The organism is Nostoc sp. FACHB-888 (assembly GCF_014696655.1).
Lineage (GTDB): Bacteria > Cyanobacteriota > Cyanobacteriia > Cyanobacteriales > Nostocaceae > Nostoc.
Genome location: NZ_JACJQM010000055.1, coordinates 1 through 24,383, shown reverse-complemented (window position 1 = coordinate 24,383; position 24,383 = coordinate 1). Strand labels below are relative to the sequence as shown.

Here is a 24,383-nt window from a genome sequence, read left to right as displayed (position 1 = left end):
GGGAGAGATTGAGAATTGAGAAAACTCTTCCCTAGTCTCCAGTCCCCAGATATACCCCAGATATGCCCCATACTTTCTATAATAATTAAGTCATTCCCCTCATCAAAATAGCTTGTGACTACTACTCCCCTATCTCCAAATTCAACTGCTCAAGTTCCCGATACACTAGGTCGCTTCGGACGTTTCGGCGGTAAGTATGTACCTGAAACGCTGATGCCTGCTCTTACTGAGCTAGAAACAGCTTATCAGCAATACCGCAATGACCCTGGTTTTCAAGCAGAACTACAGCAGTTGTTACGGGACTATGTAGGACGTGCCACACCATTATATTTCGCTGAACGCCTGACTGCTCATTATGCCCGGCCCGATCGCACCGGGCCACAAATTTATTTAAAACGCGAGGATTTAAATCATACTGGCGCTCATAAAATTAACAATGCCCTTGGTCAGGTATTGTTGGCAAAGCGCATGGGTAAGCAACGGATTATTGCCGAAACGGGTGCTGGACAACACGGTGTTGCCACAGCTACAGTTTGCGCTCGTTTTGGGCTGGAATGCGTAATTTACATGGGCGTTCATGACATGGAACGTCAAGCTTTGAATGTGTTCAGAATGCGGTTGATGGGGGCAGAAGTGCGTCCGGTAGAAGCGGGAACTGGAACCCTGAAAGATGCCACTTCTGAAGCAATCCGTGATTGGGTAACAAATGTAGAAACAACTCACTACATTCTCGGTTCAGTAGCAGGTCCCCATCCTTACCCAATGATGGTACGTGATTTCCATGCAGTAATCGGGCAAGAAACTCGCGCCCAAGCAATGGAAAAGTGGGGTGTATTGCCTGATATTCTCTTGGCTTGTGTCGGTGGTGGTTCCAATGCTATGGGACTCTTCTATGAGTTTATTAATGAGTCTTCTATCCGGTTCATTGGAATTGAGGCAGCAGGAGAAGGTGTTAATACTGAAAAACACGCAGCAACCTTGACAAAAGGACGAGTTGGTGTATTGCACGGAGCCATGAGTTATCTTCTGCAAGATGAGGATGGGCAAATCATTGAGGCACACTCAATTAGTGCAGGCTTAGATTATCCCGGTGTGGGGCCAGAACATAGCTATTTGAAAGATATCGGTCGCGCTGAATACTATAGTGTGACAGATGCAGAGGCTTTGGAGGCATTCCAACGATTGTCGAAGTTGGAGGGGATTATTCCAGCATTAGAAACAGCCCATGCGATCGCCTACCTCGAAACCCTATGCCCCCAACTAACCGACAGCCCCCGGATTGTAATTAACTGCTCTGGACGCGGCGATAAGGATGTACAAACAGTAGCCAAGTTCTTAAATGACGCGTAAACATACATCAACTTTTGGGAAAAAGCAATAATCGATTAGCAACTCCAGCACCCTATGCTACCGCAACCCACTTACAACGAGTTGGCACGCCAAAATTTTGTGCAAAGTTTGAGAATGCACATTAGCTAAGGGTAAATGACCTGTTTACCTAAATTCCGAGAGAATGCTCCCGCCACACCGGAACGTGTGGCGGTGAGATGGCAGTTGCTTCAAGTCGGCAGAGCCGCCCAACGCACTGCCTCATGAATCGAGGGTTAAAAGCGAAACACCCCTTAACTGAATTGAATCAAGCCGCAGGTTTAACAAGGCAAATTAAAGAGCGGGAACAGTGGCGTGCGAAATATCTTGCACAGGTGTTGCGCGTGGTGCAAGAAGAGTTAGAAACCTTTAACTAAAGCTAGTTAAAATCACGCAGATATTTAGCTGAAGAAATCCGTGCAATTTATATCTACATTCTGCGCTCTCAACTTTCATAAACGGTTTTTACTGGTTTTATAGATATAAATAAAGCTGTAAAATATACACAGTATCAGTAATATAGCTGAATATTAAAGTTAGAAAAGCATAATTTAAAACTAAAAATATAAAATAATATAGTAATTACACTATACAAATACTTAAGTACGGAATCTAGGTTATATAACAACCATACTAATAGTAAAAGACAATTTTTTACTAAACAGCACGATTTTCTTGTAAAATCGTGCATTTAAACGTTGTTTGTTAGTTTTTGAACCGAAAACGGCATAAATAGAGATATATGGACTTATAAGCAGTTTGCTACACTGGTATTAGTTGGCTACATTGTCTAAAAGTTTACTTAAAGAAATGATGAAGCCAACAATATATATTGCTATTTTAGGCACTATACTTATCAGTAGTGCAGCGATCGCTACTCCTGTAACAAATTCAACTTGTACGCCTAATCCTGAACCCGTATCAAATAATACTATTCAAGTAGCAGCATCTAGCAACAATGCTGCTCTAGAACAGTCGATTTTCAACCAAATTAATAACTACAGAGTTTCTCAAGGGCTACCAGCGCTGACTCGGAATTCTGCCACCGATAATCAAGCCAGGATTCACAGTCAGAACATGGCTAATGGTAAAGTTTCCTTTGGACATACGGGATTTTCACAACGTGTCCAAGCAATCGGTATTTCTTACAGTTCAGCTGCCGAAAACGTCGCTTACAACCAGGGATATAGTGATCCTGCTACGCAAGCTGTTCAAGGTTGGCTTAAAAGTCCAGGGCATCTAGGCAATATTAAAGGTAATTTTGAAAAGACCGGGATTGGTGTCGCTAGCAACAGTAAAGGCGAAATCTACTTCACACAAATTTTCCTTCGCTGATAGATTTGGTATTTAGGTTTTTTTCTCAAATTTCCCAGACTTCAGTCTGTTGGCAAAGCTTTTGCTATATGTTGAGCAATCTATAGGACTCATATTTGATTTTTGAAATATACGTAGGGGAGCCAGTGTATTGCAGAGGTTCCCGACGCTCGATAGCGTTGCGTTAGCGACGTAGAAGCGTCTGACTCGCTAACGTACCATCCGAAAACTATGAAAAGTGGGTTATATACAAAAAACCCTACTTATGGTAGATGGCAACTTTCGATAAATACAAAAATTTTTCGTAAAACTGTGAGTTTAAACGTTAACTAATAGTTTTTGAAGATAAAACCCCATAAGCAGAGGTATATAGACTTATAATCAAGTTGTAAGATTGATATTAGCTTGCTTAAACTGTCTGGAGCTAGAGTTTCAGTTAGTTTCAGCAAATGATTAAAACAACAATCTACAGCCTTGCTTTAGGCACTATTATTCTCAGTAGTGGAGCGATCGCTACTCCTGTAACAAATCCCACTTTTACACCGCAGTCTTCACATACATTAAGTGATACTGTTTATATTGCAGCATCTAACATTGACGCTGCTGCTCTAGAAAAGTCAATTTTCAACAAAATTAATAACTACAGAGCTTCTCAAAAGCTACCAAAGCTAACTCGTAATTCTGCCAGTGATAATCGGGCTAGGATTCACAGTCAGAACATGGCTAAAGCTAAAGTTTCCTTTGGACATACGGGATTTTCACAACGTGTTAAGGCAATCGGTATTGCCTACAGAGCAGCTGGTGAAAATGTTGCTTACAATCAGGGATATAATAACCCTGCCACAATAGCTTTTCAAGGCTGGCTTAAAAGTCCAGGGCATCTAGCCAATATCAAAGGTAATTTTGAAAAGACAGGGATTGGTGTCGCTAGCAACAGTAGAGGCGAAATCTACTTCACACAAATTTTCCTTCGCTGATAGATGCGGTAGAATTTGGTTTTTTTTCTCCAATGTCCCAGACTCCAGTCTGGTGGCAAAGCTTTTGCTATATGTTGAATAATGTATAGACTTATATTTGATTTTTGAAATACACGTAGGGAATGTTATCGCGTAGCGTAACGCACTCTACGTATATTTATATTTTTTCAAAACAAAAATTAAATTGGATTTATGTAGTTTCAATGACATTTATTTGCTGAATACTACATTATTTTTTACTAATTCATGAAAATCTTAAATTATCAGCAAAAATAACTGTGATTTCATGAAGCTGACCTATTGAAGTATTGACAATTGGAAATGATTTTTGTAATTACTATCCAAGAATGTAGCCAGATTACAAAAATTCATCAATCCTTAATAGTATCGTAGTATATATCATCGGAACAATAGTGTAGAGTATAAGTCTTATATCTCTACACATTACGCAATTCTCCATGTTCCGACAAACTGCTTTTGGCATCGCTTTAAGTGCGCTTGTCCTTGCTAGTGGATTAACGACTGTTCCGGTACCAAATCATTCTTCTGCGAATACATCCACCCGTAATAAGCTATTGTCGCTTTTTTCCAGTCAGGTTGCAATATCGACTCCTACTTTTAAAACTACGGAACTAGAAAAATCCGTTTTTGAAGAAATTAATCGATATCGGGCTTCTAAAGGACTGCCAAAGTTGACCCTAAATGCAAATATTACTCGACAGGCAAGAATTCATAGTCAAAATATGGCTAAAGGTAAAACCCCATTTAGCCATCAGGGATTTGAACGGCGAGTTAAAGCTATCCCTCTTCGTTACAACAGTGCGGCGGAAAATGTTGCTTTCAATCGGGGATATAGTAATCCTGTGGACGAAGCTGTTACTGGTTGGATCAAAAGTCCCGGACATCTAAAGAACCTTAAAGGAAATTACAACCTCACTGGAATTGGCGTTGCTACTAATAATCAAGGTGAAGTTTACCTTACACAGCTTTTCTTTCGCGCTAGGTAGATTTAATTTCTGATTGTTTTGCACAATAATAATGTAGTGTCTAAGACTTTTATCTGTTGGACACTACAATTATTTTTGAACAATTCATGACATTACAAGATTTTCAGGTGAGCGATCGCGATCTCAGTGACGCAGCCCTTGAACAGTATTTAGAATCTACAGCGATCGCAGTTGATACAGAAACGATGGGATTATTGCCACAACGTGATCGCTTGTGTCTTGTCCAGCTGTGCAACGAATTCGGGAAAGTGGCTGCAATCCGCATAGCCAAAGGACAAGCTGATGCCCCAAACTTGAAAAAGCTTTTAGAAGCGGCGAATGTCGTAAAAGTATTTCACTTTGCTCGTTTTGACCTTGCCACTTTGCGAGCCAATCTGGGGATTCAGGTTAGACCTATTTTTTGTACTAAAATTGCTAGTAAGTTAGCCCGTACCTACACAAATCGCCACGGACTTAAAGATGTGGTGCAAGAGTTAGAACAAGTAGAACTGGATAAAAGCTCTCAAAGTTCTGATTGGGGTAACGCTGCTAGTTTATCTGAAGCTCAACTGAGTTATGCTGCCAATGATGTACGCTACTTACTTAGTGTGCAGCAAAAGCTAACAGAAATGCTCAAACGAGAAGAACGTTGGGAAATTGCTCAAGAATGTTTTGAATTTCTACCAACGATAGTTTCTCTGGATTTGTTGCAATTTAAAGATTTGTTTGAACACTGATCAAACAATAAATCTTTTCCTCTGGAATATTAAGAAGCATTACAAGAGAGAATATTCTGTCTTTTACTTCTGACTTGTGACATCTCTGCTCATAAAAAATCAAGATTAGACCTCTTGGCAAATTTTCTAACACCCTACGTCTAACCTTCTCCCGCAAGCAAAGAGACGAGACTTTAATGTAAGTCAAAGGTAGAGTGGGGTTTTTATTCTTAATTATGCAAGAGGTCTATTGCTAATTTTCTAAGTTATTTTTCGCTTACGATCCAATATTGGAATCGTCAGTGCCTTTAGGAGCGTTAGATTCACTAATGCCTTCTTTGACATTATTGACTCCCTCTTGAATGCCTTCCTTCAGATTACTGGCTCCCTCTTGAATACTGTCCTTGAGGTTACTAGCTCCTTGTTTAATGGCTTCCGTCGCGCTAGGGCCTCCCTTTGGCAGATTTTCTTGGTGACTTTTTAGCCGATCTACAACATTGTAGTCATCTGCACCTGGGGGAGTTTTTGATTCAATAATGCCTTCTGTTGGGCCACCGATAGCTTTCCATGCCGCAAGACCACCTTTGAGTTGAGAGACATGCTCAAATCCATTAGAACGCAGTTGCTGTGCGGCTTGGGCAGATTCTTCTTCATTAGCACCGTAAACGTAAATATCACGGCTTTTATCCAAAGAAGGTACTGCACGCTCTACCAATTCATCTATTGGCATCGCCATCGCTCCCAGAATGCGACCTTCGTTGAAGGTGTTGCGATCGCGCACATCTAGAATTGTAAAAGCTGGTTCGCCCCATTCTAGGCGAGATTTCAATGTATGAACATCAGACTGTGCTTCTACTGGTGGCTGTGGGGGAATAATGCCGCCTACTAAATTGTTAACCATAATTATTCCTGACTGACGATATTGATAGCAATTTAACGGACTATATGTATTTAATTGCTCTTTCTCTGGGCTGAATTTTCTCAAAATCTCTCCTGAGATAGATAGCTAATTAATTTTTTTCTACCGTTTAATGCATTGCAAATTATGCCAGGTTAGACTATTGAAAGTAGTTTTTTATTAATTTAAATTAAATATATTTTAAGCTGATGTTTGTAATATTTCATTACTCAAACATATTGTGAATAAAATTAAAATAATTAGCCATTAGTACAGGAATGACATACCTTTTCAATCTCTGCGATCGCTAACAATAACACTTTAATAGTTAGCTTAAATGCCGATAAATTAGCAACCTTTTTGCTAACATAACCCTGCTATTAGCAAATTTGCACAAAACAAGAGTGGGAAATCGGTTCACCTACAAATAATTTGGAAAGTGGTTGATAAGCTGTTGCTAATTTATACTGACTCTGAGTTTTATCTGTTAAAGCTTATTTTTGTTACTCTTAATACCTTCTGGCGATTCTCTCAGCCCTTGGCTTGTTATAGTCTATTTGTAAGCTTTTGTGGATATCTAATTAATCAGAAACTGTTTTGTTTTTGCAAAATTGTAGCAAATGCCGTGGCGTCTGATGTTTCTCTAGACTATTTGTGGTTATAAAAATGGTCTTTAATTATACTTATTTTCAGTATAAAATTTAGCATATTTTACCAGATAAATTCAAAATTCTACAAGACTTATACAATTTATTAGCATTACAATGGCTGAAGTTTTGATAAACTTCATGGAAGATAAATTGTACACAAGTACTACAATAGCGATCGTACTCAGTACAGATGCGCGTGAATACACTCTCAATAGAAATAGGTAAAGCAAAACTGGCACAACGAATCGCCCAATCTACAATAGGCAGCATTATGGTTATGGTTTCCGGTACTACTCCCAAAATTCTGATTGTCGATGACGACTTCAGCGTCCGAAATCTCGTCTATCGTTTTTTAAGTCGGAAATATCAAATAGAATCCGCAGCAGATGGTAAGACTGCCTTATCGTTGTTTGAGCAATTCAACCCAGCTTTAGTGATTCTGGATTGGAATTTACCGGATCTTAATGGTTATAGCCTCTGCCAAGAAATGCAGAGCCGTACTAATGTTTTAGTGCTGATACTGACTAGTAGGACTGACGAGGCTGATAAAATAAAAATCTTAAGCGCAGGTGCTGATGATTTCATGACTAAACCGTTTAGTCTTGCAGAAGTTGAAGTTAGAGTAGAAGCTCTTTTGAGACGGATACGCTACATCAACCCCTCCCCAACACAACGGATCATTTTTAAGCAGCTAGTAATTAACCCAGAGGGCCGGGAGGTAACACTTAACGATAAACCTCTTGCTTTAACAGCGTTAGAATTTAATATCTTACATTTTTTGGCAAGTCATCCTAATCAGGCTTGGAGTCGCCCGCAGCTAATCCAAAAAATCTGGGGTTGCGACTACGTGGGAGATGGTCGGGTAGTTGATGTGCATATAGGTCAGCTTCGCAAGAAGATGGAAGTCGATGCTAGCATACCAGAGTTTATTAAGACTGTGAGGGGCTATGGTTACAAGTTTGAAGCTCCCGACGAAAATACTAATTCCTGAGCTTTCTGATTTCAGTAGTACTCCATAAAAACAATGACTCAGACAAGTCAGCAAGGGACGTTTGTCCATCACCAATGAGCGGTAATTTAGGTTAAAGGAAAGGCAAAGGCATTGGCATTCTTGCCACTGATTTGCCACATATTTTTGAGCATTTTTATCATGTAGACACTGTTCTATTTCATCAAATAGGCAGCTTTAAACTCGGACTTGCAACGCCGAATAGCCCGCCGCAGGCATCACTCCATAAAGTGTACAAAAGCGCACAACGTTACGGGGGCAAACCACCGTGAAAATCATACTTTAGTATTAGCTCAACCTTTCAAATTAACCTTCCTCTCAAGCTTTGACCCATCTTGACGAGATAAAAATTTTTCACTACTGTGATAGCTTCTTCGCCATTTTTCCAGATGATCTATAGATATTGATTTAGATGTGACGTTCACACCATTTCCTCGCCAAGCAACTTCTGCATCTGTTGTGAAAACCCCGCATTCTAATTGATCTAACCTCATATTCCAATATTCACTAAATCGACCTTTCAAAGTAATAACTTGCTCAAATACCTTGTTTCGGTGTTTATTTCTTCTTTTTCTTTCTGTTGCTCCTGTTGCTTCTGTATCAATAAACTTAGTTTCAATTAAAAACAGGCTGCCTTTAAAAGTCCGGTAGACAAAATCACACTTTCCTAAATCTGTATAATCTGAAATTGGAGATTTTTCAAATAACAGTAATTCAGCGCACGAGGGAAACAAGTCTTTAATATTCAGAAATAAATAAGCTTGCAATAGAAGTTCCTTATCATAAGGAAATAAGATAACTCCTTCAAAAAACTTTTGAATGTCCTCCTGAGTTTGGGGTTGAATGATTTTACAGTATGAAACAAATTTATGTAGCTCGTTCACGATCATCAAGTTCTAACTCCTTCCCCCGGTCGCAGCCTTAAGGGTCTTAGCATAAAAAGATACCACTCCCTCAAGGAAATCATCATCCGCACAAGTAACTAAAAAAACTATCCAAGTCCTAAGTTTGTAAGCCAATTTACTGTTGACAATTCAGCACAACTGATATCTAAGCTGCTTTTCAGTATTAATAAATTTTTCATTTCTGACTTTAGCTACTAGTCAGCGATTTGATATGAGCAGCAAAACTGGCATTTTGCAAAGCTTGAACGGTTATTCTAGAATCTTGTACGCAAAATTGCCAACCCAAGCGAACAAGTTTCCGAGAATTTTCGGTTTGTATAATTCCGATCACTGGCATTTTTGCCTTCTCTTTGTCTCCTGACTGTTCTTGCAAAATTGTTTTCAAGCGATGTAATTCTTCGATGTTACCTGCTTGCTGGGGATTTAATTCCACCATTACCATTTGTACTGTTTCCACTGGTTCTGCATCTTCAAGAATAAATTGAGTTTGCTCGTCGCGTCGATCTACTTTTCCCCAAATAATTAATCTAGTGTCAACTTGGAGTAGAGAACTAATGCGTTCATAGGTTTTGGGAAAGACTACAGCTTCCGATTGTGTAGTGAGGTCTTCTATTTGCAAAATTGCCATTTGATCACCTTTTTTAGTAACCACTTTTTTGACGTTATTTAACATGACAACTGCACAAAGCCTTGTTTCTTCTCTTTGCTCTCCCAGTTGCGAAAGGTTAATAGGAGTCAAAAGTGGTGCTATTTGCCGTAACGATTTCAGGGGATGATCTGATACATAAAAGCCTAATAATTCCTTCTCCATCTGTAACTTTTTTTGTGGCGGCAAATCCATTACAGGTTTAGATTTTGGAGCAGTTTCAAAGGCATTATTTGCTCTTTTATTGGAATTAGAAGAAAATCCGTCGCCTAATAAATCTAAGAGATTTCCTTGACCGCTAGCTCTGTCTTTAGCGCGAGATTGTGCCCAATCGTACACTAATTCTAAGTCGTTAATTAACTGTTGACGGTTAGGTTCAATTTTGTCAAATGCTCCACAGTAGATTAGCGATTCCAGAGTTCGGCGGTTAACAGCACGTAAATCCACGCGATCGCAAAAATCAGCAAGGGATTTAAACTCTCCTGTCTCATTCCTGGCCTCCAAAATACAAGCGATCGCATTCTGTCCCACGTTACGCACCGCCGAAAATCCAAACAGAATCTTTCCTGCTGTTGGCGTAAAATCAACACCAGAACGGTTAATATCTGGCGGATCTATGGAAATACCCATATTTGTACAGTTAGTAATATATCTCTGTACTTTATCGGTATCGCCACTGTTAGCCGTTAACAGTGCCGCCATATATTCCAATGGGTAATTAGCTTTCAAATATGCTGTTTGATAAGTTACATAACCATAGGCAGTCGAATGGGATTTATTGAAACAATTAGAAGCTATTAAGCCATTTCTGATCGCAAAATTATGGTCATGCTCAACCCCAATATCATAGACATTTTGTTTGCCTAAATATTTGCGTGTGACTATTTTGATCATCCTACCCTACTCCCTAAAAAACTTTCGCGAATTTTTTTTTGCCAAATTATTTAATTGATAAAATGATGACAATTGTAAATTTAGTAATATTATAATAAAAAATTATATCACTATAAAAGGCTGCTATAGTCTTAGGCAGGATTAGCAAAGTATATCAAAATTTTGTTAAACCATTAAATAGACAGTTAACAGCATTATAATTGCTGTTTTAAAGCTTATTAAACACGTTCCAATACATATTAATCCGCTTAGTCAGATGCCTGGGTAGTGGGGAAGAAGCAGAGGATCTGTTAGGGAGTTCCAAATAAAAAAATTTTAAGATCAGGGAGCAGGGGAGAGGGTTTACAGCTTTTATTGACAATAAAAATGGTGCAACTTGTAGGCGCAACGGCTTAGTGAAGTTCATAAATTGAATAATTTATTTTTTGGAGTTCTCTTAGCTGGGGAGAAAAGTTTTACCTTATGTACCCTGCCTCTGTGCCTCTTTCCAATGCTCAATGCGTCAGTTACTATCGTTGAAAAGTAACTCAGTATTAGAGGGTGGGGTAGGTGAAAGTGACGCTAATCGTAATTTTGGCGGTGGTTGTGGGATTGTTTGTGGTAGTCGAGATCGGACTGCGATCGCTCTTTGGCTTTGGTAATCCTTTGATTTACATTGGCGATGAGCAGATTGGTTATTTATTGGCTCCCAGTCAGCGTACCCGTCGTTTTGGTAATCGCATCGAAATTAATGAGTATTCTATGCGAGGTAGTCCGATTAAAAAGACACCTGCACCTTCTGGACTGCGAATTTTACTGTTAGGGGATTCTATTGCTAATGGTGGCTGGTGGACAGATCAGACTAATACAATATCCACCATGATGATGCGTTCTCTGGCATCATCCACTAATAGTAATTATCAGGAAGTAGAAGTGCTAAATGCTTCAGCTAACTCTTGGGGGCCAAGGAACGAGTTAGCTTATTTACAGAAGTTTGGCAATTTCAACTCGCAAGCAATAGTGTTATTAATTAATACCGATGATTTGTTTGCTACTCCTCCCACTTCTTTACCGGTAGGACGCGATCGCAACTATCCCGATAGTAAACCTCCTCTAGCATTGGTGGAATTGTGGCAACGTTATATCGCCAAGCAACAGCCAATTCCCGAAATCAAAGCAGTGCAAAACGAAGCAGGCGATCGCGTAGGGATTAATCTGGAGGCGATCGGCAAAATTCAAACCCTGACTCACCAAACCAACAGCCAATTTTTACTAGTCATGACTCCCTTACTGCGAGAAGTTGGCGAACCAGGCCCCCGCGATTACGAAATTAAAGCACGCCAGCGCTTGAACGATTTTACTAAAACACAACGAATTAACTATATAGACTTTTTACCGATATTCAATTCAACTACCAACCCACAAGCCTTGTATCACGACAACATTCACCTCAACTTACAAGGTAATAAATTTGTCAGTGACGTTATGGAGCGATCTCTTTTGGAAATATTAGGGGAGATACCACTTCCTCAGAGCTACTAAAGTGGTATATTCTACCCAAAAAAAGTTCATAGGGAGCAATTTATGCTTCAAGCGATTAAATAACATTCAGTGGCAGCTCAGGCGTATTTGGCTTAGTTCTATAGGCATCAGCACCTTGGTTTTTTGTCCATAAGCGGTGAATTGCCTGGTTTTTGCCACCAAAAATTAGAAGAGGCACTTGTTGATTAGTTGAATTTGTTTTGATGAAGCGACACAATTCAAATCCACTGATTCCCGGTATTACTACATCAAGAATAATTGTATCTGGCTTGACTTTTCATATTATTTATATAGCTGATCTTGCACTAGTACAGTACGATAGAAATAAGCTGACTATTGAAAAGCCGTTAACAGCTTATTCTATAATAATTTTGATTTTTGACTTTTGCCTTGCGGTACTAGTTGCATTAATAATAATATAATACAATGACTAACTAATTCTGATTTACCCAGGCAATCTTATTTAACTAAAATTGTAACCATCTAGGTAATACTCAACCTAAAATTTCCAAAAAATATGTTGACTTTTGTGGAGTTATTTCTTATATTAGGAAATTAAACAATATGTTGAAAGATTACTTTTAGTAAATCTCCTTGAGTAAAAGGCTTAGTTAAATAGCCTGATGCTCTTACTATCTTAGCTTTCGCTCTATCTAGAAATCCTACTTTTCCTGACACCATAATCACAGGCGTATTTTTAAAATTTGAGTGTTTACGCAGCAAAGAGCAAAGTTCGTATCCATCTAAATTAGGCATTGAGATATCCAACAAAATGATGTCGGGTTTAGTATGAACAATCTGCATTAAAGCTTTTAAAGAATCGGTGACTCCCACAAAAGAAAATGTTTGTTCATCCAGATAACTCTTAATAGTATCCAATACCGTCGGGCTATCATCAATGCAAAAGATTGTGTAGATTTTTTTGTCAACAGGAGATTGGGTGATTCGCTGACCTCTATGTTCATTAGTATTAAGAGAGTAAACTGGTGGTTTATAACCGTTTGTTATAGACGACTTCGATGTAGTTTTGGCATTAGGTTTCAGCTCATTTATTTTGAACAATTGTGAGGGGTGCGATTGAGAAGTTCTTGATGTCTGACGATAAGCTGCTTCTCTACGTTCGCGCAGCGTGTCGCAGACAGAGGCTTCTTTTTCAGATACGCCAACGCGAACGCCAACGCTTTGGGGTGTTTGACATCGTTCAACTAGTAAGCGGAGATTCAGATGACAAAACTTTGGCATATCATCCAGAAAGCTTTCAGGAATAAATTCATAACTCCCCTCGTCTAAGTTCAGAAATGACTCTAGGATTTCTAGCGCCAATTGCTCTATCAGTATCGCCGCTTGAGATGGACTGATATATTTCTGATTGACTAGCCAACAAATAGCCAGATAATCTGGGTTCGGTATTGCCTGATTTTCAATACCAGTTTCAAATATCGCCCGCAACTGCTCGTGGATTCCGTGAGGGATGGTGGAAATTTGCTGACTCAAGCGTTGCAAATTTCTGTAAAGCGGCTCAAACATTTTCTCTGAGTAGCAGGCATAAATTAGTTTCCCCTCATCCACATATATTGACCAAGAGCCTGATTTGCTAAACACCTGCAAACAACCCGTGACCGACTTACCAGTGATTTTTTTCAACAGAGATAAAGGCTGGAGCTTTTGGAAAAATCTGTATCTACTAATCGGAAGTGTCTTCATTCGGATGGCTCTGAAATAAAATTAACTTTGTAGGTAAAATTAGTGAATTATCTTTTCAGAATTCACTACGACTTTGTTGAAAGTACTATTCAGATAAATATAACGGTCACATTTGAGTTAGTACAGAGATTCCCACCCCCCAACTCTTAATTCACCAATCTCTGTTAAGCTATAAAGCACCAATTACAACTAAACCAATCCATGTTCTTGCCCAATAGCAAAATTGCCCAACTGTTTGTCAGGATATAGTATTTCAAAAATTAGATTGGTTTTCTGTATCTTTCGCTAATCTAGCTAATCTAACAGTAACTCAAGTGCTAGGCACAGACCATTGGCTCTCGCCCATCAGTCACAAAAAGATCATCGTTATCCGTATTTAGCAGCCTAAAATTGTAGATACTTTAGTTTTCTTGCCTAGTTGTTTTGCGCCTGATGCTAAAGTCAAAAACGACTAAAATCTATTGTGACGTAGACCGAAATACCTCTCCCCTCAAGGCTTTTGAGCATTAAGTCCGTACTGACGGACTATGTTTTTATAGCTGACTTTTTATTCTTATCTGGAAAACCTCACTTCCATTCCTTTCTCGTGCTTTTGAGAGGTAGAAGTGCTGCGGGCTAGGAGTTTGGTTTCACGTTGATATTTTCATATAGCGCGAAAAGTCAGTTTTTTGTAGCCATGACGAAAATTGTCGGGTACTTTTCCAAAAGTTTATTCTGGATAAGAACTTCTTAAAGAAAGTAAGTATTATTAGACACTAAGCATCAAAAAATCAATGCCTTACTTAGGTTTGTGATTATAGATCAATTCTTAGAGTTGGGATTGAGCAAAATTTTCACTTGCACAAGAAGAATGGTAACCTCCGACCAAGGATGAGTTAGCTGGTAATTGCCGCCATGATGGTGTGTGGTGAGATGCACAGGCGACGATATCAGCAGAATGGAATCTCTTCATAATTACTGGAAACGGGTTCTAATGCTGTGTGGAGCTGCTGTGTGGAGCTAAATAGTCATCCTGCACAATTTGGAGTGACAAATTCAAGAACTTACAGCGAAATTCTTGATTGGTAATACATACCTGCAAAATAGCTCTTTTCAGCTAGATGGTAGATAACAAGTAAGTAACCACTAAAATTCAGATTACTATAATTTTCAAACAAAGTTAGCAAAAACATATAAACTTCATGATAAATCAGTAAAGGAAACATGAAAACTAATTAATATTATCTTTCAGTATTTATTTGATCGGATATCCGGAAAGGCTGATAATGTACAGTAAAAGATAATTTGGTATATTTTTGAATTACACTTAAAAAGAAGTGAATCATTTTATAGTATCAATCTGCCCGAAAAATCTCAAGTTTTAAAAATCACAAATACAATTAATTCGCAATTCGCAATTCGCAATGACGCTACCGCGAACGCGCCACTTGCGGGCGAGGTTTTGAACATGAAGCTTTTTTGATAAATACAACATTGTTCGCCTAAGCGTAGTCTGCACTTCTGTACGTTCCCTGCGGAATGCTACGCAAACGCACAGCGTGTCGCAGACAGAGGCTGCGCGTAGCTTCCCTGTAGGGATACGGCAAAGCTCAGTAACCACTGTAGACATCGCATTTATCAACCCATAACCTATATGTAGCAAAAAGACGCAAAGAAATTCTTTGCGTCTTTGACGTGAGATTTAAAAGTGGACATTCTCACCGTTATACTTCTCCATCTACTTAAAATTGCTCCCGCCAGCACCAGTTTAAAAGTGTGCCACCAGCCACCAGCTTAACTATTTCCAGTACCCAATAACTGCTGTGTAGTAAATTCATTGTCGATGGAATAGCAGTAGCAGCTTCAAATAAGTTGAGTTGAACTCCTATAGCGCACATCTGCGGAGTTAAGAAATAGGTGTCAAGCATAGCTATTGTTAGCAGCAATACTGATAAAACAATACTGCCAATCCGCCAGTGATATCGGGTTTTGCTCAAAGCTAGTACACCAGTTAGAACCACAGCAGCAGATAATAATTCCATCCGATTGAAATTCCAAAAAATCGTATAGCCTGCTGTCGTAAAACCAGCTTGGCTCATCATGCCGGAAAGATAAAGGCTAGGCATAATTACCCAGTCTAAAACTAAACTAGCACTGAGCCAAAAGCCCAAAGTCAAGATGATAGCGGTTTGCCAAATTGGTCGTTTGAATTCAAGGCTAGAAATAGCAGTCATAAAATAATTGCGTGTGTTGTATTTCTTAGTTTGTAACTTCACCAGCAGTTTGACAAGAAATATCAACTAACCTTTACAAAGCGATCGCTCTTAATTCTTAATTTAATCTCAATACTTTTTAACCTAGATTGAGAAATATTAAGATTTTTTAAAAGTAATTTAAATAAATTTTGCTTGTTAGAAATACTCAATTTTTTATATCGAAAGTAATTAAGCGATCGCGCCAACTAGAATGATGAATTATAGGTTGAAGTTTAAATTGATACAGATACAGATTGCCAAAATCCTTAATTTGTTACAGCCTTCTGCATTCTGAAACATCCACTGTGGCTTCAGTAAGCCGATGAGAAAATTTCAATATATGTCAACTAATTGTTTAAAACCCCTAAATTTATGGGGTTTACCAACTGAGCCTCCAGCATAGCTACCTCCTGCCTTCTCATGCTGGTTTATAAAAGTTTATGGTTTACTGAACACTGTCTGTTTTATACGCAGACATGAGTAATAAGCTGTTAAGCATTTATATTTGCACATTGAGATCGCAGGGGGCGGGGAGCAAGGGAGAGGGTTTGCAGCTTTATTACCATGAAAATGGTGCAATTTAAATGACGATTAGCTTACCAAGTTGTCTTTGATCTTATTATTTGCTCAAGAGCCAGTGTAGTAGAGATTTTGATTATAAACAAGATTAATTTTCAAATAAATTTTTAATCATATCACGTTCAAACAAGTTAATTACATTTTCTGTATATAATATCTATCTTTAGACATACTTTCTTAAAAAAGTATTGTTATCCAGTGCACTTCGTATGGTGGATTGACTTAAATGTATTTACATATGTTATGATTTTTATTGTTCTAATGTTATGATTTGTGTTGTAATTTTAATTTACTAAAGGGGAGATTATTTGCTAGATTAGGCTCAAATAACTTAATTTAGAACTTTAAAGGCAATTCAAGCAAACTTAGAAACTTATAAAACACAACCGTTCCTTAAATAAAGTTAAAGTTTTGTTACTAATAACTCAGATATTTTTAAATTCTGAATTTTTAGGAGTTACCGAGGTAGGCACGTTGAATACTGAGGAGTAACTTGATTGAATGAAAAAAGAGTTTTACTGCCACTCTGAATAGAGTGTAGTAAGTCATATTTGTTTTTAACCATTTTATGGTTTGAGACTAATGCTAAAAAACAGTTAGCTGATAATTAATCATGCCCATAATCTCAAATGTCAGCCTGGAAATAGACAATATGAATAGTTTACTAGGATAGTATTTTTGCAAAGTCTAATGATTGAAAAGTTGCTAGAGACAAATATAGTGGAGTTAATAAAAATTCAAACAAACTTCCTAAAAGTCCACTGTTATTCTGAAGCAAATAAAATATAGCGAGTTTAGCGATATAAGGTTTGATACTAATGCTAAAAAACAGCGAAATAACGATTAATCAGGGTTCTAATCTCAAATTTAAGCTTGGGGATAAACGATACCATCAGTTTTCTCAGCTAGAATTTTTGCGGAATCGTACAGTTGGAAAGCCACTAAAAATTAAACAAACATAGTGGAATAAATCTCAATTAAGATAAATTTTCCTCTCAGTAAAGCCAATAATCCCGAAAGAAAGAATGCAAGTATTATGGCAAAATCTTGCTAGTGGGACTAGTTGACCAGTTTAGAGGCTATCTTAAATTAGAGACTAGCCCACCTACAGAATTTACTCCAATGAATGGTGTTGTTTAATAACATTGCCAGTCAGAAATATAAGTAAGCTTTTTTCTTGAAAGCTCTTTTAGTCATGTCTTTAATCTCAAACGATAAAGATCATTATTTCTTGCTGGCATACATTAGGGTAAATCGGAATTATTACCGAAATCTCACAATTTTTTAACTGGAACAAGGTCAACACACATGAATAAAGTTCAAGCATCCTTTGAAGCTACCGAAGCTGCGTTTCACGTGCAAGGTTATGAAAAAATCGATTTTAGTCTTGTCTATGTGAACGGTGCATTTGATATTGAAAACAGAGAAATAGCAGATAGCTATGCAAAATTTGGTCGCTGTCTGACTGTAATTGATGCCAATGTCCATGAACTTTATGGCGATCAGATCAGGTCATATTTTAGACACTATGACATTGAACTGACAGTATTTCCGATCATGATTACAGAGCCAGCTAAAACCCTGGCAACGTTTGAAAAAATTGTTGACGCTTTTTCGGATTTTGGCTTAGTTCGTAAAGAACCAGTCTTGGTTGTCGGTGGTGGTCTCGTTACTGATGTGGCTGGGTTTGCTTGCGCTTCTTACCGTCGCAAGAGCAACTATATCCGCATTCCTACCACGTTGATTGGTTTAATTGATGCAGGTGTAGCGATTAAGGTAGCAGTTAATCACCGCAAGTTGAAAAATCGCTTGGGAGCATATCATGCACCTTTGAAAGTGATCCTGGATTTCTCATTTTTGAAAACCTTGCCAACGTCTCAAGTTCGTAATGGGATGGCAGAGTTGGTGAAAATTGCTGTAGTTTCTAACTCCGAAGTCTTTGAACTGCTATACGAATATGGCGAAGAACTGCTTTCCACTCACTTTGGACATGTGAATGCTACACCGGAAATTAAAGAGATTGCCCATAAAGTCAACTATGAAGCAATCAAAACCATGTTGGAGTTAGAGACTCCTAACTTGCATGAAATAGACCTCGATCGCGTCATCGCCTATGGTCACACTTGGAGTCCTACCCTAGAATTAGCACCTCAGATACCCCTATATCATGGTCATGCGGTCAATATAGATATGGCTTTGTCTGCAACCATTGCAGCACAACGGGGCTATATTCCAACAGGAGAGCGCGATCGCATTCTAGACTTGATGAGTCGTATCGGTTTATCACTCGATCACCCTCTACTAGATGGAGATTTGCTCTGGGATGCTACCCAGTCTATTAGCTTGACACGAGATGGCAAACAACGCGCAGCCATGCCTTGTCCGATTGGTGAGTGCTTCTTTGCCAACGATCTGACTCGTGAAGAACTTGATGCTGCGCTAGCTGAACACAAACGTCTTTGTGCTAAATACCCTCGTGGCGGAAAAGGTGTTGACGCATACATTGAAAGTCAAGAAGCCAAGCTAGTTGGGGTGTGAAAATATGACGAGTGTTTTAGGACGAGAAACAGCTAGGCCGATAACGCCACACAGTATTTTATTAGCCCAGCTACAGCAAACCCTCAAATTAGCAGAAGAGAACAACATTCCTGTAGAGATATTAAATTCTTTGCGGCAGGGAGTTCAATTAGCGGCGGGTTTAGATCCCTACTTGGATGATTACACCACCCCGGAATCGAGCGCATTGACAGCATTGGCGCAAAAAACAAGCATTGAAGACTGGAGCAAGCGCTTCAGTGATGGTGAAACAGTGCGTCAACTAGAGCAGGAGATGCTCTCAGGACATCTTGAAGGACAGACATTGAAAATGTTTGTTCACATGACTAAGGCAAAGCGCATTCTAGAAGTAGGAATGTTCACAGGGTATTCAGCCTTAGCAATGGCAGAAGCATTACCAAGTGATGGGCAACTTATAGGTTGCGAAGTAGATCCCTATGTTGCTCAATTTGCTGTTCGTTGCTTTAGTGAGTCTCCCCACGGCGACAAAATCGTTGTGGAAGTAGCACCAGCCCTAGAGACACTCTACAAGCTGGCTGCCAGAAAAGAAGTATTTGATCTGATCTTCATTGATGCGGATAAAAAAGAGTATGTATTGTACTTCCAGACCATTTTGGATAGTAACTTACTGGCTCCCGACGGCTTAATCTGTGTGGATAACACTTTGTTGCAGGGACAAGTTTACCTACCACCTGAACAGCGTACCGCCAACGGTGAAGCGATCGCTCAGTTCAACCGTATTGTCGCCGCCGATCCTCGTGTAGAGCAAGTTCTGTTACCCATCCGAGATGGTATAACCCTGATTAGACGCGTTGTCTAATCGAGAGATGAGGAGATGAGCAGAGAAGTCTAAGCCAAGGCTTAGACTTCAAAAGAATAATTTTTCGCTTGCTTCCTCATCTCCCCTCAAGCTATTTTTTTGCGATCGCAGTTGTTGTATAAAATACAACGGTATTTAGGAATATGAATCATGCCAGTACTTCGCATCCTTCATTTAGTTGGGTCTGCATACAATGATTTTTACTGTGAGTTGTCACGCAAATATGCCCAAATCTGTCTGGTAGAGACAGCAAATCCATCGCTTTATGACTTTCAGATTGCATACATCACACCTGATCAGCAGTGGCGATTTCCTTGCTCCCTCAGTCCAGAAGATATTGCTGTCGCCAAACCCATGCCTCTGTTAGACGCTATACAGTTTATAACAGCGCAAAACATTGACCTTATGTTGCCACAAATGTTTTGTATCCCTGGAGTGACTCACTACCGCGCACTATTCGACCTGCTTAAGATCCCTTACATAGGCAATACTCCGGATGTCATGGCAATAACGGCCCACAAAGCCAGAACCAAAGCAATTGTCGCAGCAGCAGGGGTCAAAGTGCCTTTTGGAGAACTGCTTCGCCAAGGAGACGTGCCGACAATTAAACCTCCCGCAGTCGTCAAACCCGCAACTGCCGACAACTCTTTAGGGGTGTCGTTAGTTAAAGAGGTTACTGACTATGACGTTGCCCTGAAGAAAGCATTTGAACATGCTTCGGAGGTCATCGTAGAAGAATTTATTGAACCAGGTCGAGAAGTCAGATGCGGCATCATTGTCAAAGATGGGGATCTAGTCGCTTTACCCCTTCAAGAGTATCTGGTAGACCCTCACGAGAAACCCATCCGCAGCTATACTGAGAAATTCCCAAAACCGGATGATGGCAACTTGCGTTTAACCGCTAAAGATAATGTCAAGTACTGGATTGTAGATCCTAATGACCCCATCACCCAAAAGGTTCAGCAAGAAGCGAAGAAGTGTCATTTGGCTTTGGGCTGTCGCCATTATAGTTTATTTGACTTCCGCATCGACCCAAAGGGAGAACCTTGGTTCTTAGAAGCCGGGTTGTATTGTATTTTTGCCCACAAAAGTGTGATTACCCATACGGCGAAAGCCGCGGGAATTCCTTTAAATGAGTTATTTATGACGGCGATCAATGAAGCGTTGGGCAAGATTTGATGACCGGCAAATCACCTTTTTCGCTTTCTTCTGACTTGGAATAGCACAAGGTCTTCGCTAGCGACAAGTAATAGAACTCTAATATACACCCTTGCTACAAAATAGAGCGATCGCCTAAAAATCTAATGACTTCAAGTGCGTATGCAACACCTATTTGTACTCAAGGCAATCTCTATCTAAAAAATAAAGAATAAATATTCTACATTTAGCAAAAAAAATAGAGACGATGCGGAAAGAAGCCATTAGCAGTTTATTTCCCATCTCAGTGATTATTCGCCCCTCTTGAAGAATTTTATTGAGTTAATTAAGCATATATCATGTCACAATTACAACTATGAGGGAGCAGATTTTTGCCATATTCCAAAACTTGGGCACACTTGCATTACTAGCGATCGCATTTCCCTTTAACTGTACCGTCGTACTTGCATCGCTGCTGTGGAATTTTTTCAGCAGATCGTATGCCAAACAAGTGGTATCGAACGAAAATCCTAAAAATATCTTGATCGGTGGTGGTAGAATGACCAAAACCCTTCAGCTAGCACGATCGTTTCACGCTGCTGGGCATCGAGTCATTTTATTTGATCTCGACAAATACTGGTTCAGTGGTTATCGATTTTCTAACTCTGTGGCTGCCTTTTACACAGTTCCTGACTCGCAAGAAGACTTAGAAGGTTATACTCAAGCGGTGCGTGCGATCGCTAAAAAAGAAAACATAGATTTTTTCGTCCCAGTAGGTATTTTTGCTGCCAGCTACTTTGACTCCGAGCGCAAACCAGTGTTATCAGGCTATTGCGAGAATTTCCACTTCGATGCTGATACCATGAAGATGCTGGATAACAAGTTTACCTTTGCAGAAATTGCCCGCTCACTGTCGTTATCTGTCCCGAAAACCTTCCTAATTACAGATTCCGAACAAGTTCTTAAATTCGACTTTGCCAACGAAAAGCGCAAGTACATTCTCAAAAGTATTGTCTATGACTCTGTTTTACGCTTGGATTTGACTAAGCTACCAATGGAGTCTTACGAAAAAATGGCGCTTCATGTTAAAAGTAAGCCAATTAGTAAAGATAACCCTTGGATATTGCAAGAGTTTATTCCCGGTACAGAATACTGTACTCACGATACAGTGAGAAATGGTGCATTAACGGTACATTGCTGCTGTAAATCATCTGCTTTTCAAGTCAATTACGAAAACTTTGAACACCCAGAAATTAAAGAGTGGGTGAGTCATTTTGTCAAAGAACTACAACTGACTGGACAACTTTGTTTTGACTTCATTCAGGCGGAAGATGGGGCGATTTATGCGATCGAGTGCAACGCTCGCGCTCACTCTGCAATTACAATGTATTACAACCATCCTGGTTTAGCGGATGCCTATCTTAATAAAAAGCCTCCGGCTGAACCTCTGCAACCCCTGAGTGATAGTAAGCCTACTTATTGGCTTTATCACGAACTTTGGAGACTTAATGAAATTAGATCGTTAAAGCAGTTACAAAAGTGGTTTAAAAATATTTGGCGAGGGAAGGATGCAATCTTTGAAGTTAACGACCCACTACCGTTTTTAATGGTACATCATTGGCACATTCCTTTGCTATTACTCGATAGTTTACGCTCCTTACGAACTTGGGTGAGGATTGATTTCAACATCGGCAAACTCATACAGTTTGGAGAAGACATAAAATATGGCAATACCTCTGCAACCCCTAAGTTATAGTAAGCCCGGTTATTGGCTTGAACACGAATAGAGACTTAATCAAACTAGCTCGTTAAAGCAGTTGCAATTGTTTAAAAATATTTGACGAGAAAAAATACAATCTTTGATGTCACAATTATAACTATGAGAAAGAATATTTTTGTAGTGTTCCAAAACTTGGGCACTCTTGTATTACTAGCACTGGCATTTCCCTTAAACTGTATTGTCGTCTTAACATCGCTACTGTGGAACTTTCTTAGGCAACCATTCAGTAAGTCAATTGTTGTCAACCCCAATTCTAAAAATATCTTGATTGCTGGCGCTAGAATGACTAAAACTCTTCAGCTAGCGCGATCATTTCATGCTGCTGGACATCGGGTTATTATAATTGACATTGAGAAATTCTGGTCAAGTGGTAATAAATATTCCAACTCAGTTGCAGGTTTTTATACTGTTCCCGATCCCAGCAAAGACTTAGAAGGCTACATTGAAACCCTACATGCGATCGCTAAAACAGAAAAGATCGACTTTTTTATCCCGGTAGCCATTTTTTCCGTCATCCACTTTGATCAAGGCAAGTCACCATTACCAGACTCTGTAGAGTTTTTCCACTTCGATGGTGATGTCACGAAGATCCTGGATGACAAATTTGCCTTTTCCGAAACAGCGCGATCGTTCGGTTTATCTGTCCCCAAATCCTTCAAAATTACCGATCCCGAACAAGTCCTCAACTTCGACTTTTCAAAGGAGAAGCGCAAATACATTCTTAAAAGCATCCCCTACGATCAAGTGCGTCGCTTGAATCTCACCAAGCTACCTTGCGATACAAAATCAGAAACAGCAGCATTTGTCAAGAGTCTGCCCATCAGTGAGGAGAACCCCTGGATTATGCAGGAATTCATCCCTGGAAAGGAATACTGCACTCACACTACCGCGCGAGATGGAGAGTCAAGAATGTACTGCTGCTGTGAGTCATCCGCCTTTCAAGTCAACTACGAAAACGTTGATCAGCGAGAAATTATGCAATGGGCGAGTCATTTTACCAAAGAACTGGGAAAAACCGGGCAACTTTCCTTTGACTTCATCCAGGCAGAAGACGGAACTGTTTACGCAATTGAGTGTAACCCCCGTACTCACTCCGCCATTACTATGTTTTACAATCATCCAGGAGTAGCGGATGCCTATCTTGGTAAAGAGCCTCTGGCTGAATCTTTGCACCCTCTTAGTGATAGTAAGCCAACCTATTGGCTATACCACGAAGTTTGGCGGCTGAATGAGATTAGATCGTTTAAGCAACTGCAAACCTGGGTAAGAAACATCAGGCGGGGGAAAGAAGCAATTTTTGAGGTGAGTGATCCCTTACCCTTCCTGATGGTACATCACTGGCAGATTCCCTTACTCATTCTCGACAATTTACGAAGACTCAAAGGTTGGATAAGAATAGATTTTAATATGGGCGAACTTATAGATTGATACCAATCCGCATTGTAAAAGTCGGTGGGGCAGTTGACCTTTTTTTAATTAAAAGTTAAAAATTAAAAATTAAAAATTGAGAAGAATAATAATTTTTAATTAATTAATTTGGGGTACAAGCCCCCACCCTTTGGGAATTAAAAATTAAAAATGTAAAATTAAAAATAATTCTTTAATTTTTAATTATCAAAACAATCGGGTCTAAAACCTCGCCTTTGAAGGCGAAAAGTTTTGTCACGGGGTTAAAACCCTGTAGATCGG

19 protein-coding genes and 1 pseudogene are annotated in these 24,383 nt (G+C 39.4%); 13 read left to right on the top strand and 7 right to left on the bottom strand.

What is annotated here, in order from left to right; translation table 11 throughout:
• Nucleotides 1-114: 114 nt before the first annotated feature.
• The 6 genes from trpB (at nucleotide 115) to H6G26_RS25615 (ending at nucleotide 5,382) form a co-directional block, all read left to right on the top strand.
• Nucleotides 115-1,350, top strand: coding sequence for a tryptophan synthase subunit beta (gene trpB, locus H6G26_RS25640; RefSeq protein ID WP_190732460.1), 1,236 nt, complete (start codon nucleotides 115-117; stop codon nucleotides 1,348-1,350).
• A 242-nt stretch (nucleotides 1,351-1,592) separates the two neighbouring features.
• On the top strand, nucleotides 1,593-1,745 hold the full coding sequence (locus H6G26_RS25635; protein WP_190732458.1) for a hypothetical protein: 153 nt from the start codon (nucleotides 1,593-1,595) through the stop codon (nucleotides 1,743-1,745).
• A gap of 433 nt (nucleotides 1,746-2,178) precedes the next feature.
• Nucleotides 2,179-2,703: a CAP domain-containing protein gene (locus tag H6G26_RS25630; protein ID WP_190732456.1), complete on the top strand. Its 525-nt coding sequence runs from the start codon at nucleotides 2,179-2,181 to the stop codon at nucleotides 2,701-2,703.
• Between the two features lie 428 nt (nucleotides 2,704-3,131).
• Nucleotides 3,132-3,659 (top strand): CAP domain-containing protein, encoded by a 528-nt coding sequence (locus H6G26_RS25625; protein ID WP_190732454.1) that lies wholly within the window; start codon nucleotides 3,132-3,134, stop codon nucleotides 3,657-3,659.
• 458 nt (nucleotides 3,660-4,117) lie between these two features.
• The gene (locus H6G26_RS25620) at nucleotides 4,118-4,666 is read left to right on the top strand and encodes a CAP domain-containing protein (RefSeq protein WP_190732452.1); all 549 of its coding nucleotides are present in this window, start codon (nucleotides 4,118-4,120) and stop codon (nucleotides 4,664-4,666) included.
• Nucleotides 4,667-4,752: 86 nt separating this feature from the next.
• Nucleotides 4,753-5,382, top strand: a complete 630-nt coding sequence (locus H6G26_RS25615; protein ID WP_190732450.1) for a ribonuclease D — start codon at nucleotides 4,753-4,755, stop codon at nucleotides 5,380-5,382.
• Nucleotides 5,383-5,824: 442 nt separating this feature from the next.
• On the opposite strand, the pseudogene H6G26_RS25610 reads toward H6G26_RS25615, so the two are convergent.
• Nucleotides 5,825-6,262, bottom strand: a pseudogene (locus H6G26_RS25610) (rhodanese-like domain-containing protein); the annotation flags it as partial.
• 918 nt (nucleotides 6,263-7,180) lie between these two features.
• Here H6G26_RS25610 and H6G26_RS25605 point away from each other — a divergent pair.
• Entirely contained in the window at nucleotides 7,181-7,900 is a 720-nt protein-coding gene (locus H6G26_RS25605) for a response regulator transcription factor (RefSeq protein WP_190732477.1), read from the top strand.
• Between the two features lie 311 nt (nucleotides 7,901-8,211).
• Here the strand turns inward: H6G26_RS25605 and H6G26_RS25600 are convergent, their stop codons facing one another.
• Together H6G26_RS25600 and H6G26_RS25595 are read right to left on the bottom strand one after the other, a co-directional pair.
• The gene (locus H6G26_RS25600) at nucleotides 8,212-8,808 is read right to left on the bottom strand and encodes a hypothetical protein (protein ID WP_190732447.1); all 597 of its coding nucleotides are present in this window, start codon (nucleotides 8,806-8,808) and stop codon (nucleotides 8,212-8,214) included.
• Between the two features lie 202 nt (nucleotides 8,809-9,010).
• On the bottom strand, nucleotides 9,011-10,363 hold the full coding sequence (locus H6G26_RS25595; RefSeq protein WP_190732445.1) for an OB-fold nucleic acid binding domain-containing protein: 1,353 nt from the start codon (nucleotides 10,361-10,363) through the stop codon (nucleotides 9,011-9,013).
• Nucleotides 10,364-10,912: 549 nt separating this feature from the next.
• Here H6G26_RS25595 and H6G26_RS25590 point away from each other — a divergent pair.
• Entirely contained in the window at nucleotides 10,913-11,884 is a 972-nt protein-coding gene (locus H6G26_RS25590; protein WP_190732443.1) for a GDSL-type esterase/lipase family protein, read from the top strand.
• A 55-nt stretch (nucleotides 11,885-11,939) separates the two neighbouring features.
• On the opposite strand, the gene H6G26_RS25585 is transcribed toward H6G26_RS25590, so the two are convergent.
• The 4 genes from H6G26_RS25585 to H6G26_RS25570 form a co-directional block, all read right to left on the bottom strand.
• Nucleotides 11,940-12,143 (bottom strand): response regulator, encoded by a 204-nt coding sequence (locus tag H6G26_RS25585; protein ID WP_190732475.1) that lies wholly within the window; start codon nucleotides 12,141-12,143, stop codon nucleotides 11,940-11,942.
• Nucleotides 12,144-12,439: 296 nt separating this feature from the next.
• The gene (locus H6G26_RS25580; protein ID WP_190732441.1) at nucleotides 12,440-13,588 is read right to left on the bottom strand and encodes a response regulator; all 1,149 of its coding nucleotides are present in this window, start codon (nucleotides 13,586-13,588) and stop codon (nucleotides 12,440-12,442) included.
• 808 nt (nucleotides 13,589-14,396) lie between these two features.
• A complete protein-coding gene (locus H6G26_RS25575; protein ID WP_190732439.1) occupies nucleotides 14,397-14,540 on the bottom strand; it encodes a hypothetical protein in 144 nt (47 codons plus the stop codon).
• Nucleotides 14,541-15,309: 769 nt separating this feature from the next.
• Complete coding sequence (locus H6G26_RS25570) at nucleotides 15,310-15,801, bottom strand: hypothetical protein (RefSeq protein WP_190732437.1); 492 nt, start codon at nucleotides 15,799-15,801, stop codon at nucleotides 15,310-15,312.
• A gap of 1,908 nt (nucleotides 15,802-17,709) precedes the next feature.
• Here H6G26_RS25570 and H6G26_RS25565 point away from each other — a divergent pair.
• From H6G26_RS25565 to H6G26_RS25545, 5 genes are all read left to right on the top strand, one after another.
• A complete protein-coding gene (locus tag H6G26_RS25565) occupies nucleotides 17,710-18,939 on the top strand; it encodes a sedoheptulose 7-phosphate cyclase (protein ID WP_190732436.1) in 1,230 nt (409 codons plus the stop codon).
• Between the two features lie 4 nt (nucleotides 18,940-18,943).
• Complete coding sequence (locus H6G26_RS25560; protein ID WP_190732433.1) at nucleotides 18,944-19,777, top strand: class I SAM-dependent methyltransferase; 834 nt, start codon at nucleotides 18,944-18,946, stop codon at nucleotides 19,775-19,777.
• 150 nt (nucleotides 19,778-19,927) lie between these two features.
• Nucleotides 19,928-20,956 carry a D-alanine--D-alanine ligase gene (locus H6G26_RS25555; RefSeq protein WP_190732431.1) on the top strand — a complete coding sequence of 343 codons (1,029 nt, stop codon included), beginning with the start codon at nucleotides 19,928-19,930 and terminating at the stop codon, nucleotides 20,954-20,956.
• 334 nt (nucleotides 20,957-21,290) lie between these two features.
• Entirely contained in the window at nucleotides 21,291-22,670 is a 1,380-nt protein-coding gene (locus H6G26_RS25550; protein WP_190732429.1) for an ATP-grasp enzyme, read from the top strand.
• A gap of 123 nt (nucleotides 22,671-22,793) precedes the next feature.
• Nucleotides 22,794-24,122, top strand: coding sequence for an ATP-grasp domain-containing protein (locus H6G26_RS25545; RefSeq protein WP_190732427.1), 1,329 nt, complete (start codon nucleotides 22,794-22,796; stop codon nucleotides 24,120-24,122).
• Nucleotides 24,123-24,383 lie beyond the last annotated feature (261 nt).

Excerpts from the sequence above, each read along its gene's own strand:
- H6G26_RS25635 (WP_190732458.1), top strand. The coding sequence starts at position 1,593 with ATGAATCGAGGGTTAAAAGCGAAACACCCCTTAACTGAATTGAATCAA.
- H6G26_RS25630 (WP_190732456.1), top strand. The coding sequence starts at position 2,179 with ATGATGAAGCCAACAATATATATTGCTATTTTAGGCACTATACTTATC.
- H6G26_RS25625 (WP_190732454.1), top strand. The coding sequence starts at position 3,132 with ATGATTAAAACAACAATCTACAGCCTTGCTTTAGGCACTATTATTCTC.
- H6G26_RS25620 (WP_190732452.1), top strand. The coding sequence starts at position 4,118 with ATGTTCCGACAAACTGCTTTTGGCATCGCTTTAAGTGCGCTTGTCCTT.
- H6G26_RS25615 (WP_190732450.1), top strand. The coding sequence starts at position 4,753 with ATGACATTACAAGATTTTCAGGTGAGCGATCGCGATCTCAGTGACGCA.
- H6G26_RS25605 (WP_190732477.1), top strand. The coding sequence starts at position 7,181 with ATGGTTATGGTTTCCGGTACTACTCCCAAAATTCTGATTGTCGATGAC.
- H6G26_RS25600 (WP_190732447.1), bottom strand. The coding sequence starts at position 8,808 with ATGATCGTGAACGAGCTACATAAATTTGTTTCATACTGTAAAATCATT.
- H6G26_RS25595 (WP_190732445.1), bottom strand. The coding sequence starts at position 10,363 with ATGATCAAAATAGTCACACGCAAATATTTAGGCAAACAAAATGTCTAT.
- H6G26_RS25580 (WP_190732441.1), bottom strand. The coding sequence starts at position 13,588 with ATGAAGACACTTCCGATTAGTAGATACAGATTTTTCCAAAAGCTCCAG.
- H6G26_RS25575 (WP_190732439.1), bottom strand. The coding sequence starts at position 14,540 with ATGAAGAGATTCCATTCTGCTGATATCGTCGCCTGTGCATCTCACCAC.
- H6G26_RS25570 (WP_190732437.1), bottom strand. The coding sequence starts at position 15,801 with ATGACTGCTATTTCTAGCCTTGAATTCAAACGACCAATTTGGCAAACC.
- H6G26_RS25565 (WP_190732436.1), top strand. The coding sequence starts at position 17,710 with ATGAATAAAGTTCAAGCATCCTTTGAAGCTACCGAAGCTGCGTTTCAC.
- H6G26_RS25560 (WP_190732433.1), top strand. The coding sequence starts at position 18,944 with ATGACGAGTGTTTTAGGACGAGAAACAGCTAGGCCGATAACGCCACAC.
- H6G26_RS25555 (WP_190732431.1), top strand. The coding sequence starts at position 19,928 with ATGCCAGTACTTCGCATCCTTCATTTAGTTGGGTCTGCATACAATGAT.
- H6G26_RS25550 (WP_190732429.1), top strand. The coding sequence starts at position 21,291 with ATGAGGGAGCAGATTTTTGCCATATTCCAAAACTTGGGCACACTTGCA.
- H6G26_RS25545 (WP_190732427.1), top strand. The coding sequence starts at position 22,794 with ATGAGAAAGAATATTTTTGTAGTGTTCCAAAACTTGGGCACTCTTGTA.